Raw genomic sequence first — 26,684 nt, forward strand, 5'->3', positions numbered from 1 at the left:
TCATCTCCTGATTTCATAATTTTTGTTCAGAAACGTGTTCCATCTGTTTTCAATGGCAATCGCCTTATCCTTTAATTTCACTGAAACATCAGAAAGACCACTCTGTAACTCTCGCCCCTGCGTATCTGCAAGCAGAGCCAATGAATCCATTACTTCTAACAGACCAGCAATGCAAAGCATATCCTTATGCGCCATTTCTAAAAGTGATCTTTCAGATTCCCCATAAGCCCAGTAGTCTTCGCTGTCCCAGTCCCAGATACCTCCTGTTCTTGCTTTATCTGGTTTAGAATCCGGCTCTACACTGTCCTGCTCATTATCAAAAAAATCATTTTCATCGCACTTAATTTTCTCTTCCGGTTCTTCCATATCACTTATCTCATCAAACCAGTCCTTCGTCAGATCTTCGCAGCCAAATTCAAATTCTTCCGGTTCTTTCTCAGCTTTCATTTTGCTGAATTTTTTTTGCAACCACGACCATACGCCCATTCCGCTGTGAATATTCGCATGTGGACAATGTAAGCAGCTTGTCCCCATATTCTGCTGTGATTCCGGTTTCATAGATTGCTTTTCGCTTAATTTCTCTAATAAAGTACTCATAATCTGCCCCTTTCTGTGCTTTTATAAAACTGTAATAGTTAAAGTCATTTCCGGTATAAACCGGTGTTGTAAATGCTGATAATATCTGATACTGTTCATTTCCCCATATGGTACGGAACAGGATTGTTGGATGCTCCTCATAAAATCCCTTGTCTTTATATTTTTCAAGATCAGCAAACATCTTCCCACTGTTCATATGATGCCCATAGATAATCAGGTTGTCTGAATCTCCCGGCACACATTCCTCAGCAAGAAACAGACAGCCATTTGCTGAGTAGTCCCCATTAAAATCCCGATGCAGATAATAATTCTTATCTCCGGGCCTGTACATAACTGGGTAGTCTATCTTTGTTCCCTCAATCGTAAGCCACCCAATACAATCTGGATTTTCCTCATGCAATGCCAGTATTCCAGCATCTACTTCTATAAAAGAATCGCCGGAAGAATTTTCTCCCGGCTCGTCCTCTTTCTCCTGCATAAGTTCCTGCAACTCTTGCTGTAACTGATTGTCCTGTCTTTCCTGTATGAACATTCCCATCAGAAAGTAAATACTGATAGTAAGCAAAATAATCGAAACAATCATCAATATTCCTGCTATAAACCGCCTCACTCTGCCACTCCTCCTGTTAATCGTCCCTGTCTTTGATGCCAAGTTTTTCACGTTTTTCCACATCTTCCGGTTTCGATGACATTAACGCATACAGCATAAGAGAATTATCAAATCTGTCCTTAAACGGAATAATTGTATTTCCATAAAAAATCAAGCCTTCTCCTGCTCCACTGTTTGTCACATAGGAAAGCTGATGCGGAGAGATGTTAAGCTGTTTGGCAAGAATCTGTCTGTCCCCGGATGCCTGGTTAAGCATCAGAATAAAATCAGAGTTTTCAAAGATGTTCTCGATTTCTCTTGAAGCAAGCAGGTCTTTTACATTCTGTGTGATACCAGTCGGAATACCGCCCCACTTACGGAACCTCTTCCAGATTTCCACGCTATATGCTGCTGTCTGTTCTTCTTTCAGCAGCAAGTGAAACTCATCAATGTAATATCTGGTAGATTTATGTGCAGCACGATTGACTGTTACCCTGTTCCAGACCTGATCCTGAACAATCAGCATACCAAGTTTTTTAAGTTGCTTACCAAGGTCTTTAATGTCGAAACATACCAGACGGTTATTCAACTCAACATTCGTGCGATGGTTGAATACTTTAAGAGAACCATTAACATAGATTTCCAGTGCCGTTGCCAGACGCTGTGCCTCTGGTTCTTCCTGCTTGCGAAGCAGATTGTATAAATCCTCCAGTATCGGCATCTTCTCTGGAACCGGATCTGCAAGATAGTCCTGATATACCAAGCGGACACAACGGTCAATAATCGTCTTTTCTACTGGCTCCAAGCCATTCTTCCCACCTACTACCAGTTCACAAAGTGAAAGAATAAAATCTGATTTCAAAGATAACGGATCGTCATCATCCGCATAATTGGTGTTAATATCCATCGGATTGATATAATCATGACTAGTTGGCGAAATACGAACAACCTGTCCATTGAATGCCCGGACTATGGGAAAATACTCGCCTTCTGGATCACAGATAATAATATCGTCCTTTGTCACGATAAAAACATTGGTAATTTCACGTTTTGCCGCAAAGGACTTACCAGCTCCCGGAGTACCCACGATCAAGCCATTCGGGTTTTTCAGTTTCTTCCTGTCAGCCATAATCAGGTTGTTAGACAAGGCATTCAGACCGTAGTAAATGGATTCTCCACCCATAAATAATTCCTGTGTCGTGAACGGAACAAAAATCGCTGTTGAAGTTGTCGTTAATGCTCTTTTAATAGGAATCCAGTTTTTTCCAAGTGGCAGACTGCTCATAAGTCCCGGTTCCTGCTGATAATCAAGCCTCTTTAATGCACAATTATATTTCTGTGCAATACCTGCGGTCTGAAATACCACATTTTCCAGTTCCTGTTTATTTTTTGCAGTATTTAAAAACACCACCGTCACAAGAAACATTCTCTCATTCCTGGATTGCAAATCTTCCAGAAGCCTCTTTGCTTCCCCTCCGTAAGTATTCAAATCAGACGGGATAATATCCATATCATATCCGGAACGAACTGCTTTTTTCTGCTCCTCGATTTTCATCCTGTTAATATCTGTAACCTTTGCTTTTACCAGCTTAATCGCTTTCATCTGGTCGATGGACTGGATATGAAGATTCACAAGCAGATTGCAGTCCATTTCCAGAAATTCCGCAAGCATTTTATCAGTCAGCTCCGGTGCCAGAATCTGCAGGTAGGATACTGCCCCGATAGTATCTCCCATCTGAAAATCTTTTCCATTTTTAAATACAAAACTGGATGGTGCAATATAGTCCTTGGTATTCAGTCCGGTACGCAACACATCTTCATAGTTGAACCGGAACGGAACTTTATTATCCTGGTTGAACGTTTCATACATAATCTGCAAACGCTCCACGCCATTCAACGGATAAGCAGACACCCCTAATACCTTAAAGTTATTGAGAATATCCGTTTCGATACGCTCCAGTTTCGGTTTTGCTTCCCGGATATTGTCTGCTTCGATTCCAAATGTAAGATACTTTGTTCTGACAAGACCATTATTTCCCTTTGCCAACTGGTTTCTGAGCATCTGAGCAAACTCCATACGCAGATCATCAAAACTGTCATTCTGCTTCTTAATGCGAATCACATCTTCATATTCTGCCATATTGCTGTGATGATTGATAAAGGACAACTGGAAATGAATCGTACTGTCAAAATAGTTCAGAAAATCACACCAGTTTTCAAAAATCGCATTTTTATCCTCATTCTGTGCTAACTGGTAGTTAATATCATAAAAACGGATTGTTTTGGAATAGTAACCATCTTCCACACGACAGATACCATCTTTTCCCATTTCTCTGTATGGGATAGACTGCTGTGCGGTAATCTTCTTTTCCTTATTTCCACCCTTCTTATTGCTGCTCACTTTTTTTGCAGCACACTTTTTCCCACTGGATTTTGCGTAAGAGGAAGCTGTCGGTTTCGTTTTCTTTTTATACTTTTTCTCTTTTTTCGCCTGCTTCTGTGCTGCTTTTTCTTCACGAGCAGCCAGCTTTGCTTCCTGTTTTGCACGTTTTTTATCTTCCTTTTCCTGTGCCTTATGAAGTTTCGCTTCATACTTCTGTGCTTTTTCCCAGGCTCGCTGCTCTCGTCTGCTTAATTTACGTCTTGGTCTGCGGATACCCCGATGTCGCTCCAGTGCTTCATACCCTGTAACCATAGGTACTCCCTTCAAACGCTGTCTGTCCTTGACAAAATCTTCTGCTTCATCCATGGCAAACACTGGTAAACCATCAGCAGAATCTGCTTCATCTAACCACCAGTCCTCTGGATAAGAAGCATCTTTGGCATGTTCGGGCAGCAATTTATCATTTTCTCTTCTTTCCACGAACTGTACCTCCCTTCGATTTTGTTATAATTTTTCTTTTCTCATACATATTTTCCACCTCATACTTCCGCAACGGAGGACGGATAAATTTTACTGTAATCATATTTTTCAGGACTTTTTCTAAAGGAAGTCCGTCTTTCTCATACATGGCAAACAAAAAAGCCGGAAGCATCAACAAACACATTCCGGTTGCCGCATTACTTGAACCAATCAATCCTCTTGCCAGGAAATAAAACGGAAGCCCTACTGCAGTTGCAATGCCAAGACAAATAAGCTGACGTTTTGTGAGGTTCAGAATAATCTTATTTTTAACTTTCGTCAGATCTTTGGGTACTGATACAAAAGCCATTTTCTATCATCTCCTTTTTTATATTTAATGTGTGTTAAACACACTCTTTGAGAAATTAGCCGTTTTCATAAGACTGAAGCACAGTACAACCGTATATGCCATCACACTGAGCAATGCTGTATGCACGTTATCTGATATCTGTATATTAGCAACCAATACAGAATAGATTCCCACACACACCATGATAAAAAATCCTTGGAATGCCAATGCGAACAATCCTCTTAAATAGTTACTGCCAATCTGTCCCCATTCCCGGTTGCTCATCGTTGCGAACGGAATTGCACCGATTGACGAATATAAGTAAATTTCAATCATACGTCCATATAAAATGACCGTTATAAAAACGGAAATAACCTTTAAACACAGGCTTGCCAGAAATGTTTCCAGTGCCAGTATAACCAGTTCCCCTACTTCCATTGATTCCATTGCCGTTTCCATTGAAGTGACCACCGAATCAATATTAATTGCTGTCTGATGATTGATCACTCCTGATGCCCGGTTCACTACATTCTGTCCCACATCAAAAATCGCCATAGTAATTGTGAATGCATTACTTACGAACCAGACTGCAACCCACATTTTAAAAAAATATTTGAAGAACATCCATGTATCAATGTCATGCATGTTGTTCTTCTCTGTGAGCATGGAAATCAGCTCATAACACAACACAAAGGTTATAATCATCCCGGCAATCGGCACGATCACAGAATCTGACAGATTCTGAATCAGACTAAATATACTGCCATTCCATCCCTGGGGCGTTTGCCCAACCTGACTTGCAATATCACCGGTTTTTTCATTTACATCGGTAAACATGTTCGTCAGGTTTGAGCTGACCATGCCTGTAAGGAGGTTACGCATCCATTCTTCTATGGACTCAAAAATCTTATCCATGCGTGTTCTCCTTTCCTACTGCCCCGGCTAAAACAAATTCGCCAGTAATGGTACAAGCTGTGTACCGATCAGAACGACACCTCCACCTGCCATAAGCTGCTTGATTCCCTGTGACTTCGCACCCGGATTATCATTACCATAACCTTCCAGAAGATTGATAACTCCCCAAACTGCAAGTCCTGCTCCGATTGCGACAACGAGTGTCTGTAAAATATTAATTGCTGATGTAAAAAACGCCATAATCTATGTTCTCCTTTCGTAACTCCTGTTTTTCATTGTGATTTTTTACTGGTTACTACTCGGAGGGTTCCGCCCTGATGGGCGGTCTTTCATGCTTATGCATATCGCTACCTCCCAAAAGGGCATAAAAAAAGAGCTATGTATGTTTTACGTTACATGCCCTGTGCCTTCATTTTCATTATTTGATTGTTCTTCCAGTTCACTGCCTTCATACATATAAAGGTCAAACTGTTCTTCCGGATCTAACCGGACTTCCATCTGATGTTTCATGTATTCTTCCACATGGAACTCATTCTTTTTATCATAATCGGATAACTGCTTATACCGTTTATGTTTTGTAATGTCAAATTTATCACTGTAAAACGGACGGACACCACGAAGCTGTAAAATACACTTGTTACCGTCCATGACTGCCAGTTCATCCCGACTCATCAATTCTTTTCCTGTTTTCTGATAGTTCAAACCGTAAGATCTGCTCTGTCCTCTTGTATCAGAAGTGTTATATAAGTCAATGGTTTCCTTACCCAGTGTTTCTGAAATTTCTTTCAGAGTGGTACTTTCCTTACCTCCCAGGAACAACATTGTGTCACAATTTCCCGTAATGGTTTCGGCTGCATCCTTGTAAATTGTCTTGAGCTGCGACTGGGACTGGAGTATAATGGAAGCAGAAATTTCCCTGCTTCGGATCGTTGCAATCAGCTTGTCAAACTTCGGAATCTGACCAATATTTGCGAACTCGTCACAAAGGATTCTCACATGATAAGGCAGTCTTCCATGATGAACATCATCGGCTCTGTCGCATAACAGATTGAAAAGCTGACTGTACATCATAGCAACCACAAAGTTAAAAGTATCGTCTGTATCCGAAATTACAATAAACAGTGCCGTTCTCTGATCTCCAATCATATCCAGTTCCATTTCATCATAAGAAGTCAGTTCCCTAAGTTCCGCAATATCAAACGGAGCAAGTCTGGCACCACAGCTGATCAAAATCGACTTTGCCGTTTTTCCTGCAGCCAGTTTGTATTTTTTATACTGCCTTACTGCAAAGTGGTTCGGCTCGTCCCTTTCCAACTCCTCAAATAACAGATCCACAGCATTTTTAAACTCTTCATCTTCTTCCCTGGTTTCACTGGCATTGATAAATTCCAGCAGGGTTGAGAAATTCTGTTCTTCTTCTGGTGCTTCATAATAGATATAACCAATCAAAGCACAATACAGCAGACGTTCCGCTTTCGTCCAGAAATCCTCGGAAGATTTTTCTCCCTCGCCCTTGGTATTTACCATGATTGTATTTACCAGTTTCAGAATATCTTTTTCAGAACGAATGTAATGAAATGGATTATAATGCATACTCTTGGAAAAATTGATGGTATTCAGCACCTTGATTTTGTAAGGAGCCATTACCACCCTGCCATTTTTATCACGCAAAATTTTTCCGTTTTTATCTTTCTTCGGTGTCCCTCTTGCTAACATTTTACCACATTCCACGATAATCGTTCCCTTTGGATCGGTGACCACAAAACTTACATTGTCCGGCATCTGCATAAGCTGCGGTTTTACATAAAATCGAGTCTTACCGCTTCCAGATCCACCTATCACTATAATATTCTTGTTTCTGGCGTACTTCGGTTTCTTTGGTCTACTGTTCATGGTCAGACGTTCCGTTTGTGTCAGCAGAATATTATTCTCAAAAACCGGATCAATAAAAGGTGCTATATCCTTTTCATTTCCCCACCTGGCAGAACCATATTCCTCCCCCTGGCGAAACTTCTTTCCATTCTTTCCCTTGAAATATACCACTGCCCATATGCCAACTGCTGCGATTGTTCCCGCAACCAGACTTTTCAGCTTCATGCTTGGCAACAGCTTCTTAAAAGCTAATGGATAATTCATAAGAAGAATCATCAGCCTGTCTACTACTGTACTGCCCCTGCAATACTGATAAAGCCAGGTACATTTATTTACCACATAAAACACAACCACATACGGTATATGTAGCAGAACCTTTTTTATTACTTCCACATTCGGGGGACGCACCTGAAAACCTTTCAGTTTTTTCTTTATATTTTTTATCCCACTCATAATGTTGGCTCCTTCTGCTTCTCTTTTGATTTCTCCCGTTCTCTCTGTTTGTCCTGGTTACGGGCTGTGATTGCCTGCTGTAATTTCTTACGGACAGATGGTTTCTTGGTTTTATTCAGTGTCTTTCCGGTAAACTCCCGAAATGCTGCTGTCATCACCTCCACATCTCTCGCCTTAAAGAAAACAAAATATCTTGGTGGATCTACAGACTTATCACGTTTTAGGCTGAAATCAATACCATATTTTTTTGCAACCTTTTCAAAAGCCTTAATGTTATTATCTGTAATCTCAATGTTGGAAAGTTGAATATTCTGCTGTGTCAGCTTCTTTAAACTCTGCTTTCCATGATATTCTTTATCCGGAGGTGCCTTTGTCTGCTGTTTTCTTGCTTTCTCTGCTTTTTCTTTCTCCACTGCCGCCAGAAAACGCATCATTGCCTGTTTCAATAAACGGACTGTCACTTTTCCACCAGTGATACATAACGATACGGTTTTCTCATTTACTTCTTCCTGCAATAGAATCACTCCCTTCCTGAAAATCTAAAATTCATATATTCCCTTCGTACATATCATGCTGCACCAAAGATGAGTAATAATTGCTGATGGTCAGCGGTGCATTATATAATACTGCCAACAAATACTGACGCATATTTACTACTTTACTGGTATTTTCTTTCATGCAATGCAATACGAACCGAATATGCTCTGCATCCAGTTTTAAAAACTGGCTTTTTACTACGGATAAAGGTTTTCTGTCCCCTCCAATCCGTATAAACTCCTGTTCCGAACACACCACATCTACCATTAACCCCACAATCTCATCCAACATATGCCGGTTGAAATCATCTACGATATAGTCATATCCAATGTGTTCAAGGATAATCTGCTGATAAGCATTCCTTTCAGCTTCTTTCCTTTTCACTTCACTGGCATCTGAATAGAAAGAAAGATACTCTGTATCGTTATTCTCAGTATTACTATCCTCTATATCATTACCTGGCAGTTTACACCTGTCTGCATCGGTCATTTGTACCTTTCCTGAGAAGTCATTTTGACCTGTCTGGAAGTTCTCTTTGAACCGTTCTGGTGATACGCATTTTTTTACATAGATTCTATCGGGATTTCCCAATCCCTGTCTGACTCTCGTAATCAATCCGATTCCTTTCCGGTCATCCAGTTCCTTTAACAAGCACCGGACTTTTTTTACTCCACATCCCATAAGCCCTGCTATCTGCTCCTGCGAAAAATATATATACACTTTTCCCTCCGAATCCATCCACTGATTCTTCACAGATAACTGCATCCGGTCTAGCAATAGACCATACAACAACTTAGCTTCACAGGTCAGTTTTCCAAATACCGGACTGGTAAAGAGAATCTTGGGAATCCGATAGAACGTATACTGTTCTGCTTCCTCCCCGTAGTGATACGGGAATATGTATGTATCCTTATCCAGATTGTTTTTTCCTCTGCTCTTTTAGAATTTTAGCCATGCAATAGCCAATACAGGGATTTCTTCCATACGGACAGCCTTTGCATGGAACCCAAAACCTGTGTGCCGGATCTGGATCAGGTGGCTTTTCAGGGAGCTGATAAAAGCATCTCATCTGCCTGCATTCCTTTTTCTTTTCATTCCAGAAATAACAATATTCACAGGATTTCGGCTTGTCCTCTGCATATCTAATCGCCATCGCTTTCTGACTCCTTTCTCCTGCTCAGTTTTTCCAACATCTGATCTTCCTGTGATGCTACTCTCAGACAGCAATACATCACAAAATTAACTGCTGCAATAATTGCTACAACCGCTATAATTAATACCTGTTTCATAATACATTCTCCCTTCATTTTTCCTAGTATTAACCAGAAAGAGAGCATTTATGAATCTTTTTCGTCCATAAATGCCCTCTTAACTAACTGATTTTTATTTCTTCTTTCTTGCCACCCATACCGCTGACACTACACCTGCCATACCTGCTACTGCAAGCAGAATCCAAAGCAGCATATGTGTATCATCTCCGGTTTTCGGTGTATCTGTTACCTGTGTAGATGGTGTTTCCGGTGTTGATGTTTCTTCCGGTTTTACCTCATCTTTCATCACAACTTTCTGAATCTCCCCGGTATCTTCCACTGTGAACTTCACGTCCTCAGCTATCAGATAACCATTAGGGGCAGATTCTTCCCGAAGTGTATACTCCCCAATCGGAAGCATTTCAATGTAATGCGGTTTCTCCTCAGAAGTCCAACTCTCTACCGTTTTACCGTCTTTGTCGAGAATTGTCAGTTTTGCGCCCGGCAGTTCCTTACCGGAAATATCCGTCTTGGAGATCTCTACCTTGGTAACATCGTCTTTCATCTCGATTTTCTGTGCTTCTACGGTATCTTCAACGGTAAATGTAATGCTTTCCGCTGTCACAAAACCATCTGCTGGTTTTGTTTCTGTCAGGGTATACTTCTGTCCGACTACCAGTTCTTTGATGATATGAGCTTCTTTACCGGAAATCCAGGAATCTACAACCTTACCACTTTCATCAGTTACCTGTAACTTGGCACCTTCCAGCTCTTTTCCATCTGTCAGGGAAGTCTTGGTAATCTCAATTACTGTCGGTTCATCCTCAAAAGTAAATGAATAAAATACTTTTTCCTTTTCCGCACCTTCGTACTCAAATGTAAACTCCTGTGTTTCATCTGTCGTTGCAAATCCAGGTGCCGGGGAAGTTTCCTTGATATAATACTCAAAACCAATCGGTAAATCTGCTGTAAAAGTCAGTTTTCCTTCTTTATCCGTTGCCAGTTCTTCAATCACAGTATCCGCTTCCAGAATAACTTTTCCGTCTGCTCCTGTAATATCATTCTTGGCACAAAGGGCAAATACTGCACCTTCCAGTACACGATCCGAATCTTTCTCTTTTTTCACAACTTCCACTTCCGCTTTCTGGCGATTGTTCTGCCAGTCAGCAGAGTAAGTGACTTCTGCAGTATCCTGATCACGATATGTCAGGTCAATCTCTCTTGCCTCATTATCCAGTACAAAACCATCCACTGTAGCTTTTTCTTTGACATAATATTTGCCAAGAGGAAGTCCGGATAACTTTGCAATGCCGGTATCATCCGTTGTAATGGTTGCTACCAGTTCATCTTTTTTATAATAATCTTCACTTTCCCCGTCAGCAGATTTCACGTCCTCTAAAGCAAATACTTCAAAGGTAACATCTTTCAGACTGCCTGTTACATACTGGAATAAATGGCTGATCCATCCTCCAACAGAATCCAATGCCGTTACTTTATCCAGAAACTCTCCATTTTTATTGATGATGATCGTTCCTGTCGGCACATCATCTTTCATTTCCACTTTCTGGATTTCCCCAGTATCCTCAATCGTAAAAGTGACCTCTTCTGCCTTGAGGTATCCATAAGGAGCTATTTCTTCCCTGAGAGTATAGGTTTCCCCTACAGTAAGCCGTTCAATCATATGCTGCTCACCTTTTACAGACTTCCATGTATCAACTACATTTCCATCTTTGTCCAGTACCGTAAGAGTCGCACCAGATAATTCCACGCCAGTAGTCAGGTCAGACTTGGAAACCACAACTTTTGTAGGCTGATTTTTAAGTACAGAAGATAACTGCACGACCTTAACCTCCTGTCCCTGGTACTCTGCCTTTACTTCCAGAACTTCATCTGAAAATACATAGCCATTCGGTGCTGCCAGTTCTTTGATATAATACTCTCCAAATGGCAGATCCTGTGTAAATACAGCCTTTCCATCTTCTCCGGAAACAGCTTTTCCAAGAAGTGAGCCTGCTTTCACAATCACAGTTCCATGAGCTTCTATGTCATTCTTCGCATAAAGTCCAAATTCTGCCCCTGCAACTGCTTTTTCTGTATCAGCATCCTGTTTTTCCACCGAAATTTCTACCTTCTGGCGTTCATTCTCAAAAGTAGCTGTCTGCTCAATGACAGGTGTTTCCTGATCTTTGTAAGTAAAAGTGACTGTCTGTGCTTCGCTGTTTAAAACAAATCCTGTTGGCGCAGACGTTTCCACAATCTTATAACTTCCAAGTGGAAGATTCTTCAGGACCGCTTTTCCCTCTTTATCGGTTGTAACAGTTTTTACAAGTGTTCCGGCTGCATATTCCAGAATACGGTTTCCATTGTCATCTTTCTGGAAATCAGCGGTATAAATATCCTCCGCAGCATAAATGGCAAACTCTGCTCCTTCCAGATTTTCTGTCTGATATGTAAAATCATCCTTGAATCCGTCCAGAACTTCGCCCTTTTTCACGATAGTCAGTTCTCCCTTAACTGGATGGTTCTCATAAATTGCTTCAATGATCACATCCCCGGAAGTTCCATCCATCTGATATGCAGTATTAGAATCAACTGTTACCTCATAATAATTTTTATTCAATGTGTAACCGAACGGGGCATTCACTTCCTCAATACGGTAATTTCCGATTTTCAGATTCTGCGGAAGAATCAAATATCCCTGCTCATCTGTAAAATAAGATTTGTGCTTAACCGTTGTCGGATAGGTTGTAACCTGCTCCACATACTTCTTATGATCCAGGTCATAAATCTTAAACTCTGTATTTTTCTGTAATACTGGTTTCTTAGTTTCATCATCCTGTTTGATGATTTTCAGCTTTGCTTCAAACTCATCATCCAGAAGTACTCTCCACGTCTGTGGCTGGTTCGGATTATTCTCTGTGATACGCACTGTAAAATCATCTACCGGAGTATAATTGTGAGGAGTTGTAGTTTCACGCACAATATAAGTTCCATATGGAAGTGCGATACTGCAAGCATAACCCTTTTCGTCTGTGAACATTTCTGTTGCACCATTTTCCCCGATCACAACTGGTGTTGCAGAAGCAAACTCATAGTTTCCGTCTGCTTTCTTTGTCAGGGAAGATTCCAGATATGCCGTAAATCCGGCACCTTTCAGCAGATCAGCGTCTGTTTTTCCATTATTGGCTGCTTTGATGATCTGGAACGGCTGTTTCATTACCTGCTCCAGTGAAGTGCAGTCACGTTTAACCTCTGCTACCAGATCGCCTTCATAATTGCAGACCAGATCATGTTCTGTTTCGTCTGCCAGATAACCCACTGACGGACTAATCTCTTTCACATAGTAATCTCCAAGATACAAGCCATCTACAGAAGCCTGTCCATTCTTATCTGTTGTAAGAGTAGCAACCTGCTCCCCGGCTTTATAGATCACACCGGTAATACCGTCCGGATGAACAATATCATTACGAGCGTACAGTCCATAAACTGCTTTTTCCAGTGTCGCATCTCCCTGTGCAACCGCCTGTTTTGTTTCCGCATCTCTCTTTTCCAGAGAAATCTTTGCTTTGACTCTCTCATTTACAAATGTATGAGTGAATGAAACTTTCGGCTCACTGTCACTGGTATATGAGAACTTAAATGTATAAACATCTTTAGAATTTCTCAAATATCCCTGTGGTGCCTGTTCCTCTTTGACTACATAAGAAAATCCAATCGGAAGATCTGCGTTAAATGCCGCTTTTCCATCTGCTCCTGTCGTTAATTTTTCAATCAATGTGCCTTTCTTCACTACTACATTTCCGTCTGCGTTGGCAATATCACTGCCAGCATACAGGGCAAACACACCTCCAGATAACGGATTTTCGGTATCCTTGTCTTTCTTTACAACACTCACATCTGCCTTCTGTCTGTCATTTGTGAATATCACATCAGAAAAGACTACTTCCACATTCTGTCCAGCATAGGAAAGTGTAACTGTCTTTTCCTCTCCAGCATTATAAAAGTTCTCCGGTGCCTGCATTTCTTTGACAACATAAGTTCCAAGATGCAGATTTTTCAGGATACAAGCACCGTTTTCGTCTGTCGAAAGGTTTTCTTTCACAAGATCGCCTTTGCTGTAAATCTTCGCACCATAGGCAGAGATAATATCTTCTCCTGCATATACATTATAAACAGCACCTTTCTGACGTCTGTTTTCATACTGGAATACTGTACCATTCTCGCTGACATCTGCCCCTGCAAGAACCTGTCCTTCTTTATATACAGTCAGTTCGCCAAGCTGCTCTTTATCCGGTACCGTTGTTGTCGTGGTCTTACTTGCTACCAGCTTCACATTGTAAGCGGTTGTATTTACCACATAACCTTTCGGTGCTGTGATTTCTTTCAGATATACCGTATCCTGTGTTTTTACAATCGTTGCAGAAGATTTGCCATTGCTGTCTGTTTCCGGCATTGTAGTAATCAGATTTTTGCAATCTGCATCACTGTAAATACCAAATACGGCTCCTGCAAGGTTTACATCTGCTGCTGAATCTTTCTTCATAACTTCTACAGTTGCAAGTTCAATCCAGGATACTTTAAAATCCACGTATTTTTCATCATCCACGCCTTCACCAAACACCAATGCCAGATCCTGATTTCCAGATCCTGTAGAAATCTTATAAGCTGAATAATCTTTAGTAATGCTTCCTTTCATTGTTGTAGACCAACTCTCTGCCACATCACTTACCTGTGTCAGTGGTGCTGATAGATAAAACTTCGTACCACCGCAGATTTCAACATTTGCTCCAGCTTTGCTTGTTTTTCCTGTTGACAGGTTATGAAGTTTTACACCTGCAGGGAGTTTCATAGTAATTGTCTGTAATGCATCTGCCTTAAATGTTATATCCTTTGTTCTCTGACTGTTACCCTCTACATAGGCTTTTACGTTTGCATCTGAAAAAGACATTGCCACTGATGGAATATCCGGTTGAGAAACGCAATAATTATAAAGTTTCTTTGCAAGATTCTGTGCAGTGCTGTTTGCACCTGAAAAAGCGTCCCCACTACCATTTGCATAAGATGCTGCAAGGTGTACCAGAATAAATCTGGCTCCAGCACTTAAATTGCCGTATCCATTCTCTTCTGTGAAAAATCCATCATCTCCAGAAGCTTTTATGCCATAATAACATACCTTAGCAAGTGCTTTTCCATCTCCCACCTTATTGATTGTATAAGTTCCACTTCCTGGTCCCGGCTTAGATGGCTGTACACAGTATGCTGTGGCAGATACATTACCAAATTTCACAGTATACTGATAAGTAAGGTAACTACCATATCCATAATCTGCGTAACGATACATGGTTCCCCTTGTAACAGAAACCTGCTGTGAACTTCTTACATTTCCTGCAGAAGCCATAAAGGTTACGGTTTCTCCTGCATCCATTGCATACAGATCAATTCCATTTGTTTCTGCCTGTTCCAGCACTTCAGGCACCGTAAGTTCAGTTTCCGTATCAACTGTGTTTTCCTGGTGCGACTCTGAATCGTCATCACTCTGCTCTGTATCTCCAGTGCCACTATCATCGTCCACTGTAATTTCAGAAGAACTCTCTGACTGCATTTCTGTTTCAGGTTCTTTTACAGTGATATTTCTGCTGATTCTGTAAGATGGATGACCACTTACCGGCTCTACCGCATATACTGCCTTGTAGGTGTCCGGTGTATGTGTATCGAAATCAGCTCCGGATTCATTTTTTGCTTCATGGAACATGATTTTTATTTTACTCTCATCCACTCCGTCAATACCGGACAGATCTACTTCCACTTCAAATTCCTGTCCATAGACAAGTTCAATGTCATTTGTTGTTACAATTTCATCTGGATCAAGCGAATCCTGTACCTCTTTTAATTCCGGATACTGCTGCTCAAACGGTATTTCTTCCGGTTCTAATTCCGATGCAGAAACAGCTACTGGCTGAACGATTACAGACGCTAATGTGGCAACTGCCATGACTCCTGATAAGAATCTTTTGAACTTCATTTTCATTTTGACTTAATCCTCTCTTTCTTCACTTATCATCGTTTTTCTTTTCAGCAGGTCTATACCTGCACTATTCAATCATTGGAACCACCTCCCGATGTTTTTGTTACTGATACCTGTACATTTCTGAAAAGATAACAGCACATGCATATAGCGGCACCTGCACGAAGCGAAGCACCGCCACATGGTATCTGCTGTCATCTCCATCAAATGGAAATAACAGTTTTAATAAGGATCAAGCATTTAAGCCGCAAGAGGCCGTTCCTTGTAAAAGTGCCTTTCATCCGTTTCCCTTTCACGTTCTCTCCGAATCCTGGCCGCTGGTTATTATGCGTAGCTGAGTTTTCGGGTATCCCCTCTTGCTATCTATATGAAATTGTCAAGGTACAAGTCCGGGCTTTTTCTTTTTGAAGAATTAACCCTTCACCTATAAAGCTCGGCAGAGGGTGTTTACCAACCCCTTTTGCAAACTTTTTTATTTTTTTCTCAGTTTCTTTTTCTCATTACTCTCTGCGAGTTCTTCTAAACTGGCTCTCAGCTTGGCAACTGCCTTATTTCTCATGTTGTTGACTGCTGCTGAACTGATTCCATGAATATCGGCATATTCCTGATAAGTCTGTTTCTCAAAATAAAGAGCATAAATAAGTTCTTTCTGCTTATCCGTCAGCATATCCATCATGTTTTCTGTCACCATCTGCTGAACAATCATTTCCTCCATGTCCGGTGCCACACTCTCTCCAAGCTGCATTTCTTCCATAGCAGAAGATAAGGAAATACAGCGTTTCTGATTGCAGCTATCCAGATTGATGCTCAGGCGATCTTCTCCTCGAAGAACAAAACGCAGATACCACTCAGCCTCTTCAAAGTAAGATTCCGTCAGATTACATCCATATCCATTTCCAGCCACAGAAGAGTAGCGATAACCGGAAATATCTTCGATAGGAAATACTGTTACTCGATTCTGTGCCTGATAGACCACATATCCGTTCTTATAAACAGTGATCGTGACTACGCCTACCTCGTTCTTAATAATCTTCTGAGCAACAACCGGGTATTTCCCCTCCCGTAAACTTTTACAGCTCGGTTTCTTTTCGCCTTTCTTTGGAGATTCCACCATTTCTTTCAGTTTTCTAAGTGTCAGCATGACAACCACCTTTCTGCCTTTCGGCTCCGGGCTGTCAGCAGACAAAAAAAGCAGCAAAAAAAGACTCCGATCTGCCCGGTTTTTTTTATACCGAGCGACTTGCGAAGCCTCTCCTTGCTGCTTTATGTATCAATCAGCTATACAGGGCACTCCCTGCACGCAGATTAATCAGTGTTCATATTGTCATTTTCTATTGTAGTGTTTTCAGCCTTATCAGACTTTTCATCTAAAAGGAAACTAAAATCTCCCATTGCGTCATAGGGCTGATGTGTGATAAATTCTAAATATTCATCCTTACTCATTTCTGTTTGCCTCCTCTCTGTTCGATGTATTAATGGTATCAATTCTCCCCTCAAACAACCAGCCCAGTACTGTCCGAATTAAGCTGAAACAACGGACAAAACTGTCCGAATTTTGAGCGTAAAAAAACGACCATCCAGATTATCCTGTAATGATCGTCACCAACTTACTTTTCCATTCATCAATTCTATTAATTCCATACTACCCTCAAAATTCTTTTCAGCATTTTCCATCAGTTTATTTCTAAGATTCTTGTCCGGAATATTATAAAGTCTTTCAAAAAATGCCAACGCTTTTTCCACAAATTCCTTATCTTCTTCTGTCACATTTTTAGCTTCAAAATGAACAGACGTAACCTCTTCTTTTCCGCACTCTTCCCATGTAATATTTTCCTTAAACCATGACTCTGGCTTACCTGTAATTTTAGCTAAATCAGAAGCATATTTAGTAATAGGCCCCTTTCCAGCAACCATTCTGTCAACTGTTTTTTCAGAAAGGTTGAGTAGCTCTGCAAGTTTGGCATGTGTCATATTATTCAAACCATCCAAACAGTTTTGTATATCTTTTCCAATATCCATACGTGTTCTTAGTTTTTTCCCTGCCGACCCCAAGACGAGCTACCTCCTTTCTGAACCGTTTTTTGTATTACCGCCATATAAATGAAGACAATTATAGCCGGACGAAATGATTGACATTTCTATTCCGGCTATCTCATACATAAAATCCGTTCCAGAAAAAAGTAGTGCTTACGTTTTCAGACTTTTATCCTGTAATACCTTCGCAAAATAATTTTCCTGCGTTTATCGTCAACACGTAACAGCCTCCTGCCAAGTACTCTATCAGCAGAGACTTTTCCCCCAACTACCGTTATCATTTCGTTGTTTACCGCTATATAATTTTCAAGTGTATCTTTTCTTGAAACAGTTACTCCTACAACGCTGATAACACTCTGGTCACTTGCTATCATACGCACCGTTTCTCTTATCGTATTTTTATCCATAGTAATTTCTCGCATTCTTTTCGTCTCTCCAGCCACTATACTCACTGGAAATTGTTCTTATTTTACATATTTTTCATACAAATTTAATATATCTATTGCAAAAAAACCTTGACCGGTTTTTCTACGTATGATATACTAATGCATGTTGTATTTAACAACTTTTTCTATATGTTCCTCTAAAAAAGGAAAAGAAAATCTGGGTTGAAGGTTCAGATCTAAAGTTACTTATTAGAAGGGCATTCGTATGTGAGCCACAACTAATGTTATATACAACATGATATAGTACTGATAAAAGCCGACACCAATCCTGTTATTTCCAAGTGCCAATTGGATATAGACCAGTAGGATGATGTCGATTTTGTCTGTCTAAGCGTTTTTTAGATCTACTCTCGTGCCAAGGGAGTAGGTCTTTTACATTATAGCATTGCTACCATTTATTGTCAATATGCACTATAACTAATGCGTTATAGTGTCTTTTTTTGTGCAAATTGCATTATTTTACATGTTTATTTATTAACAGAGCATATCATTTCTTTTACATTATTTTTTTGTGCAATATTTTGCGATTTTATTATTTTCTTTTCCAGACACATATGGTATCATATATTTAACCAGTAAATGTCGTTTTCTCAGAAAGGAGTCCTGCCTTATGAACAATCAAGAAATTCTCCGCAAAATCGTCAATTACATTGAGAATGTTATGAAAGAAAAATCTTTAACCTCTCGTGATCTGGCCGATATTTGTGCCAAGAAAACCGGGAAAATGTCTCCAAGAACTATCGACAACATGTTTAGAACCCCTTCCTCTACAACTTTATCTACTTTGTTAAAGGTCTGTGATGGATTAGATTTAAACCTTAATGCTGTATTCCATTCCATTGAAATTGCAAAAACATCAGCAGAAAATGGACAGCAGCGTTTCATCTTCGACATCGATCATCCAGCTTACAATGGCTACACCGGAAATTACCATGTATTCTTTCTTCCAACCTCTGTTTATCCAGAAGATCATTCGGGTCAAACCTTGGTTCATGGAACACTTCGTCTGGGAGATTTCAATTCTATGCATGAATGCTCCGCTATACTTGACATTGATTCTGGTGATTTTACAAATGAAGGTACCCCATTTTCCAAGCACTATGAAGGAACTTTAGTTTACTCATCTAATAGCCAAATGTTCTGCCGACTTGTTTGTAGCAAATATGGCGATATGTGGTTCATGGTTTTTAACCATGGCAATCTCAATAACAAAGAACTTGCCTGCGTTATTGGCTGTGCTGCAACTGCCTCATCTGGTCGTTATCGTCATCCTGCGATACACCGCTTCTGTTTGTGTAATATGCAGCAATATCCAGAAATTGATTCCAATACTCGTACACTCATCGAGGGGCTTCTTCGAATCCAAGAAAAACATATCTGGATAAAAAAGGAAACTTTAAAAGAGCTTCTTCTGCACGATAATTTTGATCCAGACTTTCGACGAAATCTTGAAAATTACTTAAATATTGCTACTGAGTACTATGCACTGCCAAAAAATACATTAAAGGAAGACATTCCTCTTTCTACCTCAGTAAAGGAACTTGCCAAATTATGTAATGAATCAAATTTGGAAAAGACCTTCCATATCTTAAACGAAGATGACCGGGAACTGTCATGTATTTTAAAGGGTTGCCTTGCAACACCAACTACACCAGCGACTCCTTCAGAAACAGAATAACAAAAAAGGAGCCAGGAACATTCACTTCTCTGTGTAAATGTTTCTGACTCCTATTAGTCCTTCGCTTAATACCAATTTATCAAACGGTCACAATATTCTTTTTTACTTCATATACAGTTAAAGTTCCGTCTTTCTTGCGTCTCACTTCTGCATTATTTCCCCGGTCTGTAATCGTACTGATTACATCCAGCAAGTATAATGCTCTCTCTGTCTGTCCCACTAAATATGTACTCTTTTGTTCGCCAATCTTTTTCAAATCTGATCTCATCTCCAGTCCTCCAAGCAATATAATATCACTCAAACGGATAAGGGAAAGAAAACCGCTGATGAGTTTCTGATAAGCCATCCCGAAACAGTGCTTGACTGTTGCTTACCATATAGATTCTATCCAAAGGATCAGTGCTGACCTCCTGTTTCCTTCTGACATTTATGATTATACTATCAGAACATACGTTCGTCAATCCCTAATTTTATTTTTCATAAACAAATTGATTATCATGCTTCCGATCATACAACCAAGCCCATTATGAATCATATCATCCCATTCGAATAATCCACGCATAAATACCAACTGACTGGTTTCTATTACTGCTGATACCAGAACTCCAAACAATAATGTCCGATACCATTTCACTTTATGGTTTGCAATTATCGGTAATAATGCTCCGGCCGGAAGCAGCAATATACAATTCAATAAATTTTCTTTTAGCAATTCCCAGTCTTTGTATTTAAAAATTGCCTTCCATGACCAGAATGGTATCAATTCATACTGGCGAATAGTACTTGTTCTGGTAAATACCGTAGAGCCAAACACAATTCCAAGAAATATTACCATCGTCACAATAGCCATTGCCTGTATTATATTAATCTTTTTTCTACATACACATCCTGCTACCACAATAACTGTCAAAAGCAGCAATACACTAAATGCCAATATCTCATATTTAGACCACTTTTTATTATACGTTGTCCATATCTGGTAAATATCCATTCTACTACCCTTCTGTTTTAATCAGACCAAACCGACAAAATATCGCATATAGATAGCTCGCTCCAAATACCTTTAATTTCTTCGGTCCGTTTACATTTCCCTTCATCTCCATCGTTTCTTTCAGAGCAATATTTACACTGCTTCTGGTTATTGATTTCTTTTTCCGGTCAATCAGAATTTCATTTCCATTGACCGTATAATGAAATCTTAATCCCTTTACAGTCGTAAAAGAATATCCTGAAAACAATTTTAACGTCTCCCACAAATGATTTTCCAGTAATTCCAATGATTTATCCATGCAGCAATGCAATTTTTCAATTTCCTGCTTTCTTTTCCGGTACAATCTACACCTCTCTGCATACAGGCTTAATTCATCTGCATTGTATATCATTTTTGTATACGGCAAATAGGAATGAACCGAAGATCTGCTCAAGCCAGTCTCCTGCATAATCTCTGAAATATTTTTTCCATTTTCCCATAACGAAATAACCTGCTCACTAATCTCAGTATGATACACCCCCACCGTAATTAATATTTTGCGTGTTTTCATTAAGGTAATGCCGAACTGTTCTGATATTTGCCGTAATGAATTTACTGATCCACCGCCTGCTCCAGACATATATGCTTCAACAATACAGTTCGTAAACTGCTCCATTATCTTTTCCGAATCATATCCTGGTTTCTTTTTTGGTCTTCCCATTTTCGTGTCAATCCAATCAAATTGTACTAATACTCTGGGCGGACATCCCTCTCGGCTCTATGCCAACCCAGAGTACAATTTCAAGTATTTTTATTCCACAGTCACACTCTTTGCCAGATTTCTTGGCTTGTCTACATCCAGTCCTTTCGCCACACTGACATAATATCCCATTAACTGTAACGGAATCACTGCAAGGCAACAATATAAATCTGATCAAATCCTAGGATTTCATCTTCTGTAAGCTCAACCGAAGATAAATCAATACAATTATCTTTTATTACAGAACCTAAAGTGTCCTTGACTGCTTTCGGCTGTTCATGGATTTCTTTCATCATAAAATGTTCAAATCCTGCTTTTTCAGCAGCTTCGGCATTCCACTTAATTTCTGTCGTCTGTTTTTCGATTTCATCTCCGTCAAGATTATAGAAATGAGCTTCTCCCATTGTTAATCTGGCAAATTCCAGATTAACAATATAATAGACATTCCTCGAATTTCACAGTGTCAGGCACCTTATTTTTACATCAACAATTAGTAATCGTTCCAATCATCATTCCAGTCATCGTTCCAGTCATCATTCCAGTCATCATTCCAATCACAATCATTGTAAGAATCCCCTGACCTGTCATGGCTGTGATCATGTGGATATTCATCCAGAATTTCTGCAATGATTTTCATCCCGTTACTCATATAGATTTCCTCCTGTCTTTTATTGTATTTATAATATGTGAATATAATATTTGATTTGCCGAACAGAAATAGTTTATTTCATTATCCCTGTCTGTCCTCGGACACCCATATCCGCAAATATCTTTTACAGAACACTTGTTGCAATAATCCCTAACCTGTTTTTGTATCATATTAAACAGCTCCTGATGTTTACTGCATGATACCATGTCTGAAATACTACGTTCCGAGATATTACCTAAACAATTTTCTTTTCGCAAATTATATGGGTCACAAAAGAAAGCATCTCCTGAAGGCAAAAATGTTAGATAATATCCACACCGTTCCCTTTGATGATGGCTACAACATCTGTGTTTTCCTGTCAATATTGCTGAAATAGCATTATTAAATTCCCTGATATTCACTCTTGCTTCGCCATCAAAATATAAATCAAAAAGATCAGATAAGTAATAACCAAGTTTTTCTGAATCTACAGAACATTTGTCATCTGGGTTATAACAGTAACATAGTCCACAGTTTTTAATACTATTTTCCACTAGAAAATCATAAAAACTTTCAGCCCCATTCACAATATGCTTATTTGTAATAACACTTAATATTCCAAATGACACTTTTTGATTTTTCAGTTTATCCAATATAGAAATCGTTCTTTTAAACGACAGACTTTCATCCTGAGAAAAATGTGCGTTTACACCAATCGGTCCATCCAAACTTATCCCAATGCCAATATGGGACGTTTTAAAAAATCTGATCCATTCATCATCTATCAGTGATGCATTTGTCTGGATACTGTTAGTAAACTTAACACCTGTCTTATCTGAAAGTTCTTTCTCATATTCATAAATCTCATAAAAACGCTCAATTCCCCATAACAGCGGTTCGCCACCATGAAAAAGCACTTTTACTTTTTGGTTTGTTTCCGCATTAATTTCCGCTGATTCTTCTAATATTTTTTTTACTATGTCAACATTCATGATTCCAGTATTTTGTTTATGATTCGAATATCTGCAGAAAACACAGTCAAAATTGCACATTTCCGTTACTTTAATTATTGGTGATATTACGCAAGCCATTACTCACCTCATAAAAATTTAATAGTATCTGACACCACTGTGGTCAACTTAAGTATTTTAGAAAAATTTCAGAATTCCTTCAGCCCTGATTTCATCGGCATTTGAAGGAATTCTTTTCTTCTTTTACAAAAAAGCACTTGACAAAACCTCCTAAAAGTGAGGTCGCTTCGCGACCTATTAATTAAGGAATTGTTCGTCTCGCCACGAACCTTAATTACACTTTAGGAGGTATGTCATATGAATCGAATTGACATCTGCAAAAATATCATCCAATCCATTAAGGAGTATATCACAACCCCAGAAAAACTGGAACCTCATCGTGCGAAAAATCATTTTGTTCGTAAACGAAAACTTTCTCTTTTTCAAGTAATTATGTATCTGCTTTACACTTCAAAAGCCTCCATGTTTCAAAACCTTTCCCGTATTCGGGAAGATCTTGAAAACCTTAATTTCCCTGACATTTCAAAACAGGCTCTGTCAAAGGCTCGCCAATTTATTAACCCTGCCTTATTTAAAGAGCTCTACTATTTATCAGTTAATTTATTCTATAAGCAGCTCCCATCTCGTAAGCTTTGGAATGGATATCATTTATTTGCCATTGATGGTTCCAAAATAGAATTGCCTAATTCGAAATCGAATTTCGAGTTCTTTGGTGAAATGTTTGGATATCCTGATCCAAACCGCCGTTTTACTATGGGACTTGGTTCCATTGTTTATGATGTTCTTGATGATTATATTGTCCATGCTTCTTTTCAACGGTATCTTGCTTCTGAACGTTCTGCTGCTTTAGAGCATTTGCATAATTTAGAAGATTTAAATATCTATCAAAACAGCGTTGTAATCTTTGATCGTGGCTATTATTCTGAAGATATGTTTCGTTACTGTGTCAAGCATCAGCACCTTTGTCTTATGCGCTTAAAACAGAATTATAACATTGCTAAGAAATGCTCTGGAGACATAATCACGGTTCTTCCCGGCAACGAAAAAGACGGGACTGAGGATACCAATATAAGAGTCATCGAAGTCATTCTCAATGATGGAACGAAAGAGTATCTTGCCACCAATCTTTTTGATTCACATATTTCTCAACAGATGTTCCGCGAACTTTACTTCTATCGCTGGCCAGTCGAAACAAAATATAAGGAATTGAAAAGCCGCCTTGCTATTGAAGAATTTTCCGGTGCAACAACTACTTCAGTGCTTCAAGAATTTTATATCAACGTACTTCTTTCAAACCTGTCATCTCTTATTAAAAATCAAGTTGATGAAGAAATTCAGATTACCGCTAAAAGTACGAATAAATATCGATACCAAGCAAACCGAGCATTTATTATCGGACGTATCAAAACAATAGTTCCCAAAATCCTGTGTAATCTTTTCGATTTATCTGCAATTGATAGACTATATAAGGAATCTCTCCGATGCAGATCTCAGATTATGCCTGGAAGAACATTCCGGCGGAAGAAGAACAAAGCAATAGGCAGAACACATTTTAACAATAAAAAAGTTGCATTCTAAAATCAATAGCTGTTAATAGGGCTTTTTCTGTGAAGCTCTATTAAAGTGTGTCTTCTTTTCAAATCTACCTTCCGCTTTTCTCGATTTCGCACCGTTATTCATTACCCTGAGCAGGCACTTGTCTTAAGTTGACATTAGGTTGACCACATTGGTATCTGACACCAATGGTCACTTCAATCAAATTGTGCCAATACTCTAGGCTGACATCCATCTCTATGCCAACCCAGAGTACTAATTTCAAATATTTTTATTCCACAGTCACACTCTTTGCCAGATTTCTTGGCTTGTCTACATCCAGACCTTTGGCTACACTAACATAATATCCCATTAACTGTAACGGAATCACTGCAAGACTTCCTACGAAATGCTCATCAATCTTTGGAACGTATACTGCAAAGTTTACCTGATCTTCTATCTCATATTTTCCATATGTTGTTAATCCCATCAAGTATGCTCCACGACTTTTGCATTCCAACATGTTACTAATCGTTTTCTCATAAAGGTCACTTTGCGTTAATACACCAATTACCAAAGTTCCTGGTTCTACCAGGCTGATCGTACCATGTTTTAACTCTCCTGCTGCATATGCTTCCGAATGAATGTATGAAATTTCCTTTAATTTCAAACTTCCTTCCAGAGAAATCGCATAATCAATTCCTCTGCCAACAAAGAATACATCATGTGCATTTGCATATTTTGCAGCAAACCATTGAAGTCTTTCCTTATCCTGCAATATCTTCTGGATCTTCTCCGGAATTGTCAATAGCTCAGAAAGATAATTGTTGTACTGTTCTTCTGTAATCATATTTCTGACTTTTGCAAACTGAACAGCCAGACAGTACATTGCCGCAAGCTGAGCACTATAAGCTTTTGTTGTTGCTACCGATATTTCCGGCCCGGCAAGTGTATAGAATACTTTATCTGCTTCACGTGCAATACTGCTGCCAACAACATTTACGACTGCCAACGTTGTGATTCCTTTTTCCTTTGCCAGACGTAACGCCGCCAACGTATCTGCAGTCTCCCCGGACTGACTGATCACTATAACCAGAGAGTTTTTATTTAATGACATTCTTCTATATCTGAACTCCGAAGCAAGTTCCACTCTTACCGGAATATCTGACAAATCTTCTATTACATATTGTGCAGCCATTCCAACATGCCATGCAGAACCACATGCAACAATATAAATCTGATCAAATCCCCGAATTTCATCTTCTGTAAGTTCAACAGAAGATAAATCAATAGCATTATCTTTTATTACAGATCCTAAAGTATCCTTGACGGCCTTCGGCTGTTCATGGATCTCTTTCATCATAAAATGTTCAAATCCTGCTTTTTCTGCTGCCTCAGCATCCCACTTAATTTCTGTTGTCTGCTTTTCAATCTCATCCCCATCAAGATTAAAGAAATGAGCTTCTCCAGGTGTCAATCTGGCAAACTCCAGATTACCAATATAATAAACATTTCTTGTATATTTCAGAATAGCCGGAACATCAGAAGCTACATAGGTTTCGCCGTCTGTCACTCCAATAATCATTGGACTGTCTTTTCTTGCTACCCAAATTTCTCCCGGATAATCTTTGAACATAAGTTCCAGGGCATATGAACCACGCACACGAACCATCGTTTTAGCAATCGCATCAATCGGTCCGAGATTATACTTCTTATAATAATAGTCCACTAATTTAATTACTACCTCTGTGTCAGTCTGACTGTAAAAAGTATAACCATGCTTTAATAATTTTTCTTTAAGTTCTGTATAATTTTCAATAATACCATTGTGTACGCCAACTACTTCTGATTCTACTTCTCCAGAACCTGATCTTGTACAATTTCCAGATACATGCGGATGTGCATTAATCTGACTTGGCTCTCCATGTGTTGCCCAACGTGTATGTCCGATTCCACATGTTCCTATCAGTGCTTTTCCTTCATCTGTTTTTTCAATCAGATTGCCTAATCTTCCCTTGGCTTTAACCACCTGTGCCAAACGCTCCCCATCTCGCACAGCGATTCCAGCCGAATCGTACCCTCGGTACTCTAATTTAGACAGACCATTTAATAAAATAGGTGCTGCCTGCTGTGTTCCAGTAAAACCAACTATTCCACACATTTCAATCTCCCCAT

At 39.4% G+C, this 26,684-nt stretch carries 23 protein-coding genes and 1 pseudogene; 2 read left to right on the plus strand and 22 right to left on the minus strand.

Going from position 1 to position 26,684, the window contains the following annotated elements; genetic code table 11:
* The 15 genes from DXC01_RS11305 to DXC01_RS11370 all read right to left on the minus strand — a co-directional run bounded on the left by DXC01_RS11305 (position 1) and on the right by DXC01_RS11370 (position 17,885).
* Complete coding sequence (locus tag DXC01_RS11305; RefSeq protein ID WP_055282532.1) at positions 1 to 447, minus strand: hypothetical protein; 447 nt, start codon at positions 445 to 447, stop codon at positions 1 to 3.
* Positions 437 to 1,270 (minus strand): class B sortase, encoded by an 834-nt coding sequence (srtB, locus tag DXC01_RS11310; protein ID WP_264472681.1) that lies wholly within the window; start codon positions 1,268 to 1,270, stop codon positions 437 to 439. The genes DXC01_RS11305 and srtB overlap by 11 nt, the downstream gene beginning before the upstream one ends.
* Entirely contained in the window at positions 1,224 to 4,049 is a 2,826-nt protein-coding gene (locus DXC01_RS11315; protein WP_117636426.1) for a VirB4-like conjugal transfer ATPase, CD1110 family, read from the minus strand. The genes srtB and DXC01_RS11315 overlap by 47 nt, the downstream gene beginning before the upstream one ends.
* Positions 4,030 to 4,398 carry a PrgI family protein gene (locus tag DXC01_RS11320; protein ID WP_118698938.1) on the minus strand — a complete coding sequence of 123 codons (369 nt, stop codon included), beginning with the start codon at positions 4,396 to 4,398 and terminating at the stop codon, positions 4,030 to 4,032. Before DXC01_RS11320 ends, DXC01_RS11315 begins: the two co-directional genes overlap by 20 nt.
* 24 nt (positions 4,399 to 4,422) lie before the next feature.
* Positions 4,423 to 5,292, minus strand: a complete 870-nt coding sequence (locus tag DXC01_RS11325; protein ID WP_117636425.1) for a VirB6/TrbL-like conjugal transfer protein, CD1112 family — start codon at positions 5,290 to 5,292, stop codon at positions 4,423 to 4,425.
* 27 nt (positions 5,293 to 5,319) lie between these two features.
* Positions 5,320 to 5,532 carry a Maff2 family mobile element protein gene (locus DXC01_RS11330; protein ID WP_005421639.1) on the minus strand — a complete coding sequence of 71 codons (213 nt, stop codon included), beginning with the start codon at positions 5,530 to 5,532 and terminating at the stop codon, positions 5,320 to 5,322.
* A gap of 147 nt (positions 5,533 to 5,679) precedes the next feature.
* Positions 5,680 to 7,617 carry a VirD4-like conjugal transfer protein, CD1115 family gene (locus tag DXC01_RS11335; protein WP_055282540.1) on the minus strand — a complete coding sequence of 646 codons (1,938 nt, stop codon included), beginning with the start codon at positions 7,615 to 7,617 and terminating at the stop codon, positions 5,680 to 5,682.
* Complete coding sequence (locus DXC01_RS11340) at positions 7,614 to 8,132, minus strand: PcfB family protein (protein WP_029730832.1); 519 nt, start codon at positions 8,130 to 8,132, stop codon at positions 7,614 to 7,616. Before DXC01_RS11340 ends, DXC01_RS11335 begins: the two co-directional genes overlap by 4 nt.
* Before the next feature lie 31 nt (positions 8,133 to 8,163).
* Positions 8,164 to 9,072, minus strand: a complete 909-nt coding sequence (locus tag DXC01_RS11345) for a DUF6017 domain-containing protein (protein WP_330427666.1) — start codon at positions 9,070 to 9,072, stop codon at positions 8,164 to 8,166.
* Between the two features lie 224 nt (positions 9,073 to 9,296).
* Positions 9,297 to 9,443 carry a hypothetical protein gene (locus DXC01_RS20305; protein ID WP_172677208.1) on the minus strand — a complete coding sequence of 49 codons (147 nt, stop codon included), beginning with the start codon at positions 9,441 to 9,443 and terminating at the stop codon, positions 9,297 to 9,299.
* A 94-nt stretch (positions 9,444 to 9,537) separates the two neighbouring features.
* Complete coding sequence (locus DXC01_RS11355) at positions 9,538 to 15,432, minus strand: SpaA isopeptide-forming pilin-related protein (protein WP_118698939.1); 5,895 nt, start codon at positions 15,430 to 15,432, stop codon at positions 9,538 to 9,540.
* A gap of 469 nt (positions 15,433 to 15,901) precedes the next feature.
* Positions 15,902 to 16,627, minus strand: a complete 726-nt coding sequence (locus DXC01_RS11360; RefSeq protein WP_117650442.1) for an RNA polymerase sigma factor — start codon at positions 16,625 to 16,627, stop codon at positions 15,902 to 15,904.
* Positions 16,628 to 16,734: 107 nt separating this feature from the next.
* Positions 16,735 to 16,872, minus strand: a complete 138-nt coding sequence (locus DXC01_RS20310; protein WP_181975467.1) for a hypothetical protein — start codon at positions 16,870 to 16,872, stop codon at positions 16,735 to 16,737.
* Positions 16,873 to 17,028: 156 nt separating this feature from the next.
* Complete coding sequence (locus DXC01_RS11365; protein WP_117650443.1) at positions 17,029 to 17,481, minus strand: hypothetical protein; 453 nt, start codon at positions 17,479 to 17,481, stop codon at positions 17,029 to 17,031.
* A gap of 143 nt (positions 17,482 to 17,624) precedes the next feature.
* A complete protein-coding gene (locus DXC01_RS11370; RefSeq protein WP_118237780.1) occupies positions 17,625 to 17,885 on the minus strand; it encodes a hypothetical protein in 261 nt (86 codons plus the stop codon).
* Positions 17,886 to 18,519: 634 nt separating this feature from the next.
* On the opposite strand from DXC01_RS11370, the gene DXC01_RS11375 reads away from it, so the two are divergent.
* Positions 18,520 to 19,587, plus strand: coding sequence for a helix-turn-helix domain-containing protein (locus DXC01_RS11375; RefSeq protein WP_117650445.1), 1,068 nt, complete (start codon positions 18,520 to 18,522; stop codon positions 19,585 to 19,587).
* A gap of 79 nt (positions 19,588 to 19,666) precedes the next feature.
* Here DXC01_RS11375 and DXC01_RS11380 read toward each other — a convergent pair whose 3' ends face one another.
* The 6 genes and pseudogenes from DXC01_RS11380 to DXC01_RS11400 form a co-directional block, all read right to left on the minus strand.
* Positions 19,667 to 19,855, minus strand: a complete 189-nt coding sequence (locus DXC01_RS11380; protein WP_118316805.1) for a hypothetical protein — start codon at positions 19,853 to 19,855, stop codon at positions 19,667 to 19,669.
* Positions 19,856 to 20,044: 189 nt separating this feature from the next.
* A complete protein-coding gene (locus DXC01_RS11385; protein ID WP_117650447.1) occupies positions 20,045 to 20,578 on the minus strand; it encodes a VanZ family protein in 534 nt (177 codons plus the stop codon).
* Positions 20,579 to 20,582: 4 nt separating this feature from the next.
* Positions 20,583 to 20,921: a hypothetical protein gene (locus DXC01_RS11390; protein ID WP_243111614.1), complete on the minus strand. Its 339-nt coding sequence runs from the start codon at positions 20,919 to 20,921 to the stop codon at positions 20,583 to 20,585.
* A 551-nt stretch (positions 20,922 to 21,472) separates the two neighbouring features.
* Positions 21,473 to 21,769 (minus strand): annotated as a pseudogene (locus DXC01_RS11395) (glutamine--fructose-6-phosphate transaminase (isomerizing)); the annotation flags it as partial.
* 38 nt (positions 21,770 to 21,807) lie between these two features.
* On the minus strand, positions 21,808 to 21,966 hold the full coding sequence (locus DXC01_RS20125) for a hypothetical protein (protein WP_158576592.1): 159 nt from the start codon (positions 21,964 to 21,966) through the stop codon (positions 21,808 to 21,810).
* Positions 21,963 to 23,036, minus strand: a complete 1,074-nt coding sequence (locus DXC01_RS11400; RefSeq protein ID WP_117650448.1) for a radical SAM/SPASM domain-containing protein — start codon at positions 23,034 to 23,036, stop codon at positions 21,963 to 21,965. Before DXC01_RS11400 ends, DXC01_RS20125 begins: the two co-directional genes overlap by 4 nt.
* 237 nt (positions 23,037 to 23,273) lie before the next feature.
* Here DXC01_RS11400 and DXC01_RS11405 point away from each other — a divergent pair, with 237 nt between their 5' ends.
* Positions 23,274 to 24,554 carry an IS4 family transposase gene (locus DXC01_RS11405; RefSeq protein WP_118698940.1) on the plus strand — a complete coding sequence of 427 codons (1,281 nt, stop codon included), beginning with the start codon at positions 23,274 to 23,276 and terminating at the stop codon, positions 24,552 to 24,554.
* 247 nt (positions 24,555 to 24,801) lie between these two features.
* Here the strand turns inward: DXC01_RS11405 and glmS are convergent, their stop codons facing one another.
* On the minus strand, positions 24,802 to 26,670 hold the full coding sequence (glmS, locus tag DXC01_RS11410; RefSeq protein WP_117650449.1) for a glutamine--fructose-6-phosphate transaminase (isomerizing): 1,869 nt from the start codon (positions 26,668 to 26,670) through the stop codon (positions 24,802 to 24,804).
* Positions 26,671 to 26,684 lie beyond the last annotated feature (14 nt).

The organism is Blautia sp. OM07-19 (assembly GCF_003481595.1).
GTDB classification, from domain to species: Bacteria; Bacillota; Clostridia; order Lachnospirales; family Lachnospiraceae; genus Blautia_A; species Blautia_A intestinihominis.

What these genes read in the sequence shown, in the direction of transcription:
- DXC01_RS11305 (WP_055282532.1), bottom strand. Translation starts at nt 447, where the DNA reads ATGAAAGCTGAGAAAGAACCGGAAGAATTTGAATTTGGCTGCGAAGAT.
- srtB (WP_264472681.1), bottom strand. Translation starts at nt 1,270, where the DNA reads ATGTGGAAAAACGTGAAAAACTTGGCATCAAAGACAGGGACGATTAAC.
- DXC01_RS11320 (WP_118698938.1), bottom strand. Translation starts at nt 4,398, where the DNA reads ATGGCTTTTGTATCAGTACCCAAAGATCTGACGAAAGTTAAAAATAAG.
- DXC01_RS11325 (WP_117636425.1), bottom strand. Translation starts at nt 5,292, where the DNA reads ATGGATAAGATTTTTGAGTCCATAGAAGAATGGATGCGTAACCTCCTT.
- DXC01_RS11330 (WP_005421639.1), bottom strand. Translation starts at nt 5,532, where the DNA reads ATGGCGTTTTTTACATCAGCAATTAATATTTTACAGACACTCGTTGTC.
- DXC01_RS11335 (WP_055282540.1), bottom strand. Translation starts at nt 7,617, where the DNA reads ATGAGTGGGATAAAAAATATAAAGAAAAAACTGAAAGGTTTTCAGGTG.
- DXC01_RS20305 (WP_172677208.1), bottom strand. Translation starts at nt 9,443, where the DNA reads ATGAAACAGGTATTAATTATAGCGGTTGTAGCAATTATTGCAGCAGTT.
- DXC01_RS11355 (WP_118698939.1), bottom strand. Translation starts at nt 15,432, where the DNA reads ATGAAAATGAAGTTCAAAAGATTCTTATCAGGAGTCATGGCAGTTGCC.
- DXC01_RS20310 (WP_181975467.1), bottom strand. Translation starts at nt 16,872, where the DNA reads ATGAGTAAGGATGAATATTTAGAATTTATCACACATCAGCCCTATGAC.
- DXC01_RS11370 (WP_118237780.1), bottom strand. Translation starts at nt 17,885, where the DNA reads ATGCGAGAAATTACTATGGATAAAAATACGATAAGAGAAACGGTGCGT.
- DXC01_RS11375 (WP_117650445.1), top strand. Translation starts at nt 18,520, where the DNA reads ATGAACAATCAAGAAATTCTCCGCAAAATCGTCAATTACATTGAGAAT.
- DXC01_RS11380 (WP_118316805.1), bottom strand. Translation starts at nt 19,855, where the DNA reads ATGAGATCAGATTTGAAAAAGATTGGCGAACAAAAGAGTACATATTTA.
- DXC01_RS11385 (WP_117650447.1), bottom strand. Translation starts at nt 20,578, where the DNA reads ATGGATATTTACCAGATATGGACAACGTATAATAAAAAGTGGTCTAAA.
- DXC01_RS20125 (WP_158576592.1), bottom strand. Translation starts at nt 21,966, where the DNA reads ATGAGTAACGGGATGAAAATCATTGCAGAAATTCTGGATGAATATCCA.
- DXC01_RS11400 (WP_117650448.1), bottom strand. Translation starts at nt 23,036, where the DNA reads ATGGCTTGCGTAATATCACCAATAATTAAAGTAACGGAAATGTGCAAT.
- DXC01_RS11405 (WP_118698940.1), top strand. Translation starts at nt 23,274, where the DNA reads ATGAATCGAATTGACATCTGCAAAAATATCATCCAATCCATTAAGGAG.
- glmS (WP_117650449.1), bottom strand. Translation starts at nt 26,670, where the DNA reads ATGTGTGGAATAGTTGGTTTTACTGGAACACAGCAGGCAGCACCTATT.